The 3,815-nt window shown below is 72.0% G+C and carries 4 protein-coding genes; 2 read left to right on the top strand and 2 right to left on the bottom strand.

From position 1 onward, the window contains the following. Both VFW79_RS13285 and VFW79_RS13290 read left to right on the top strand, forming a co-directional pair. On the top strand, positions 1 to 305 hold a 305-nt coding region (locus VFW79_RS13285), incomplete at its 5' end, for an MmcQ/YjbR family DNA-binding protein (protein WP_329677771.1). After that, complete coding sequence (locus tag VFW79_RS13290; RefSeq protein WP_329677772.1) at positions 302 to 1,459, top strand: MalY/PatB family protein; 1,158 nt, start codon at positions 302 to 304, stop codon at positions 1,457 to 1,459. The genes VFW79_RS13285 and VFW79_RS13290, both read left to right, overlap by 4 nt. A 24-nt stretch (positions 1,460 to 1,483) precedes the next feature. On the opposite strand, the gene VFW79_RS13295 is transcribed toward VFW79_RS13290, so the two are convergent. Both VFW79_RS13295 and VFW79_RS13300 read right to left on the bottom strand, forming a co-directional pair. Continuing rightward, a complete protein-coding gene (locus VFW79_RS13295; RefSeq protein ID WP_329677773.1) occupies positions 1,484 to 2,362 on the bottom strand; it encodes a hypothetical protein in 879 nt (292 codons plus the stop codon). Positions 2,363 to 2,523: 161 nt separating this feature from the next. Continuing rightward, positions 2,524 to 3,687, bottom strand: coding sequence for an ABC transporter permease (locus tag VFW79_RS13300; protein ID WP_329677774.1), 1,164 nt, complete (start codon positions 3,685 to 3,687; stop codon positions 2,524 to 2,526). Between the last annotated feature and the right edge of the window lie 128 nt (positions 3,688 to 3,815).

Consider the following 3,815-nt stretch of genomic DNA (forward strand, 5'->3'; position numbering starts at 1 on the left):
TCCACGGCAAGATGTTCGCCCTGCTCTGGCACAACCCGCGGGTCAGCGAGCACATGATCGTCAACCTCAAGGCCGAGCCCGACGAGGTGCCGTTGCTCATCGCGACGCACGCGGTGGTCGGTCCCGGCTTCCACATGAACAAGCGGCACTGGATCACCGTCGAGCTGTGCCCGGCCGCCGACCTGGGCTTCGTCGAGGAGCTCATCGAGGACTCCTACGACAACGTGGTGGCGGGCCTGCCCCTGCGGCTGCGATCCTCGCTGCGTTCCCTGGGCGCCACTCCACCGACGAGGACGGACCGATGACGGGCTTCGACGACATCACGACCGAGGAGCTGCGCGCGACCGGCGGGCTCAAGTGGAGCGCCTTCCCCGACAAGATCGGCGCGTTCGTCGCCGAGATGGACTTCGGGATCGCGCCGCCGATCACCCGGGCGCTCCACGCCGCCGTCGACGTCGGGGCGTTCGGCTACCTCCCGCCCACCGTGACCCGTCGCATGTCGCTCGCGTACAGCGAGTTCGCCCGCGACCGGTACCGGTGGGACGTCCCGGCCGAGGACGTCCGGCCGCTGGCCGACGTGATCGCCGGGCTCGAGGTCGCGATCCGGCACTTCTCGACCCCCGGCTCGGCCGTCATCGTCCCGACGCCCGCCTACATGCCGTTCCTCACGGTGCCGGGCGCACTGGGCCGCGACCTGATCCAGGTCCCCATGGCATCCGAGGATGGCCGGTACACGTACGACCTGGACGCCCTTGACGCGGCGTTCGCGGCCGGCGGCAACCTGCTGGTTCTGTGCAACCCGCACAACCCGGTCGGCCGGGTCCTCGAACCGGGCGAGCTCGCGGCCGTCGCCCAGGTCGTCGAGCGCCACGGCGGTCGGGTGTTCTCCGACGAGATCCACGCCCCGCTCGTCCATCCCGGGTACCGGCACACGCCGTACGCCTCGGTCTCATCGGCGACCGCGGAGCACACGCTGACCGCGACGTCAGCCTCCAAGGCGTGGAACCTGCCGGGGCTGAAGTGCGCGCAGCTCATCCTGTCGAACGACCACGCCCGCGAGCTGTGGTCGAGGATCGGTCCGGCCGTCGAGCACGGCGCCGCCAACCTCGGCGTGATCGCCAACACGGTCGCATACGCGGACGGCGGGCCGTGGCTGGACGACGTCCTTGCCTACCTCGACGGCAACCGGCGCGCCCTCTCGGACCTCGTCCGCCAGCAGCTGCCCGGCGTGGGCTACCTGCCGCCCGAGGGCACCTACCTGGCCTGGCTCGACGTGCGCGACCTCGAGCTGGGCGAGCGACCTGCGCAGTTCTTCCTCGAGCGCGCTGGGGTCGCGACGATCGACGGCAGGATGTGCGGGGACGCCGGTCGGGGCTTCATCCGGTACAACTTCGCGACGCCCCGCCCGATCATGGAGCGCACGATCGAGGCCATGGCGCGGGCGCTCGCCGCACGCTGACCGGCGCAGGGACCCGCACCGCGATCAGCAGGCGTGGATGTCGACCGTCCAGCCGATGCCCGGCGAGTAGGTGGCGGTGAAGGAGATGCCCCCGTCGTCGGTTCCGGCCCCGTCGGGCTCGTCCACGATCGTGCCGTTCCGGGTCGTCGCCGAGGGCTCCGCGTCGTCCCAGACGATCGAGGAGGACCTTGTCGTCACGTAGCCGCCGCACGCGCCGCAGCCCCCGTTGCGCGTCACGATCTCCTGCAGTCGAGCCTGGAGCTCGGGGTGGGCGAGCGAGGTCGGCTCGAGAGTCGGCAGCGGCGTCGTCGCGGCGGCCGTCGACACCACGGCAGCGAGGTCGGCATCGAAGCGGTGCGCGGCCGGTGAGCCGTTGGCCAGGCACGCGACCATCTCCTCACCCTCGGCCGGGCCCATCGCGCCGTCGGCCGGGACCCGGCTGTAGGTCCGGTCGGCGTAGCGGAAGCGGCTCACGGCCAGGGTCCGCGAGACGAGGTCGCTGTACGCGGTGAGCACCTGCCGCATGAGCTCCGGGGGCATCCCCGCGGGGATGGTCGAGGCGACTGCCGAGAGGTCGATCGCCCGCACGGCGCTTGCCGTGGCCTCGTCGACCACGACCGTGTCGGTCGTGATCGTCGCGTTGATCAGTGGCGTCGCCGCGTGCAGTCGCAGGTCGACCTCGCGCGCCGCGTCGATGAAGGCGGCAAGGTCAGCGAGCGCCGACGCGGTCGGTTCGGCCGTGACCGACGGCATCGGTGTCGGTGCGGGGGTCAGCTCGGCTGTGGCCGTCGTCGTCGTCGGGGCGGGGGCGGGGGTCGACGCCGGGGGTGACCCCGAGCACGCTCCGACGCCCAGCGAGAGGACGACGGCGAGAGACGTCCCGACCCAGCGCATCCGATGCATGATGCAGCTCCCCTGCGGGACGTGGCGTCCAGCTCACGGGACGCTGTCCCACAGCTCAACTGTCGAACGACCCGCGGGCCGGGTTCGAGTGTCTTTGGTCCCGACCAGGCCCGGCGCAGCCGCCGGCGTGGGGCTGCGCAACCGCCGATGCAGCAGCGGCGTCAGATCGCCCGGGCCACGCTCCGACGCAGGGTCCACGTGCCCACCACGAGCAGCACCGCCGCCATCGCGGCGAGGACCCCGAGCTGCGGCAGGATGTCGACGAGGTCGGCGTGATGGCGCTGGATCTTCGCGAACGCGTCGTACGCCCAGGCGTGCGGAGTGAGGTGAGCGATGGTCCGCAGGGTCGACGGGAAGAGCTCGAGCGGCAGCATGCACCCGCCCAGCGCCGCGAGGACGAGGCCGAGGCCGACACCGATGCCCCCCGCGGCACCGTCGTTGTCGATGAGTGAGCCGATCAGCATCGCGGCGCCGGCAGCGACCGCGCTGAACGTCGCCAGCAGGAGCAGGGAGAGCCAGAGGTTGCCCCAGTTGACGCGGAAGAGCACCGCGGTCGCCAGCATGATGTAGGCGCCCTGGAACACGGCGATCGTGAGCCGTCCGAGCGCCTGGCCCGCGATGGCCTGACGCGTCGAGACGGGAGCAGCCAGGGTGCGCGCCATGACACCGAGCCGACGGGTCTGGATGAGCGTCGACGATCCGGCGAGCGAGGCCAGGAAGACGAACAGCAGGGTCTCGCCTGCCGCGCCGAGGTCGAACGTGCCCAGCCCGGAGAACTCCTGCGCGATCCGGTCGATGTCGACGACGTCGAGGCTCGGCCTCGTCACCGACGCCGAGACGGCGGCCAGGGCTGCGCTCGCCTCGGGCTCTCCGACGCCTGCGCCGACCAGGGCGGCAACCTGACCCTTCGTGGTGGCGAGCCCCCCGACGGCGGTCCGCACGCGCTGCAGCACCGCCGGCGTGCCCTGTCCCGAGCTCGTGACCGTCTCGAGGACGACGTCGTCCCCGGCGTCGAACGCGGTGGCCGCGTCCGGTGAGATGAAGACGCCGACGTCGGACCGCCCGCGCGCGAGCAGCTCCCGGACGACATCCGCGCTGGTCACGGTGACCGTGACGCCGTCATCCCTGAGCACGGACGTGACCGCGCTGCGCAGCGCGCTGTCGCTGCCGGAGATCGCGACCCGGCCGTTCCCGCCGCCACCCCCGAACTGCGAGCCGATGACCAGGACGAGGAGCAACGGGAAGATGAAGACGAAGAAGATGTTCGACCTGTCACGCAGGAACCGGCGCAGCTCGACCCCGGCGATCGCGAGCCCGGCCCTCACAGGTCCCGCCCCCGGTCCGGCACCAGCCGGGAGACCGCGAGGCCGAACACGGCGAAGCCGAGCATGATCGCCACCGGGATGCCGATGTCTGTGAGCCCTCCGCCGCCCGACGTGATGCCGAGGCCGCG

The sequence above is a fragment of the Cellulomonas sp. genome (assembly GCF_036279715.1).
In the GTDB taxonomy this organism is placed as follows: domain Bacteria; phylum Actinomycetota; class Actinomycetes; order Actinomycetales; family Cellulomonadaceae; genus Cellulomonas_A.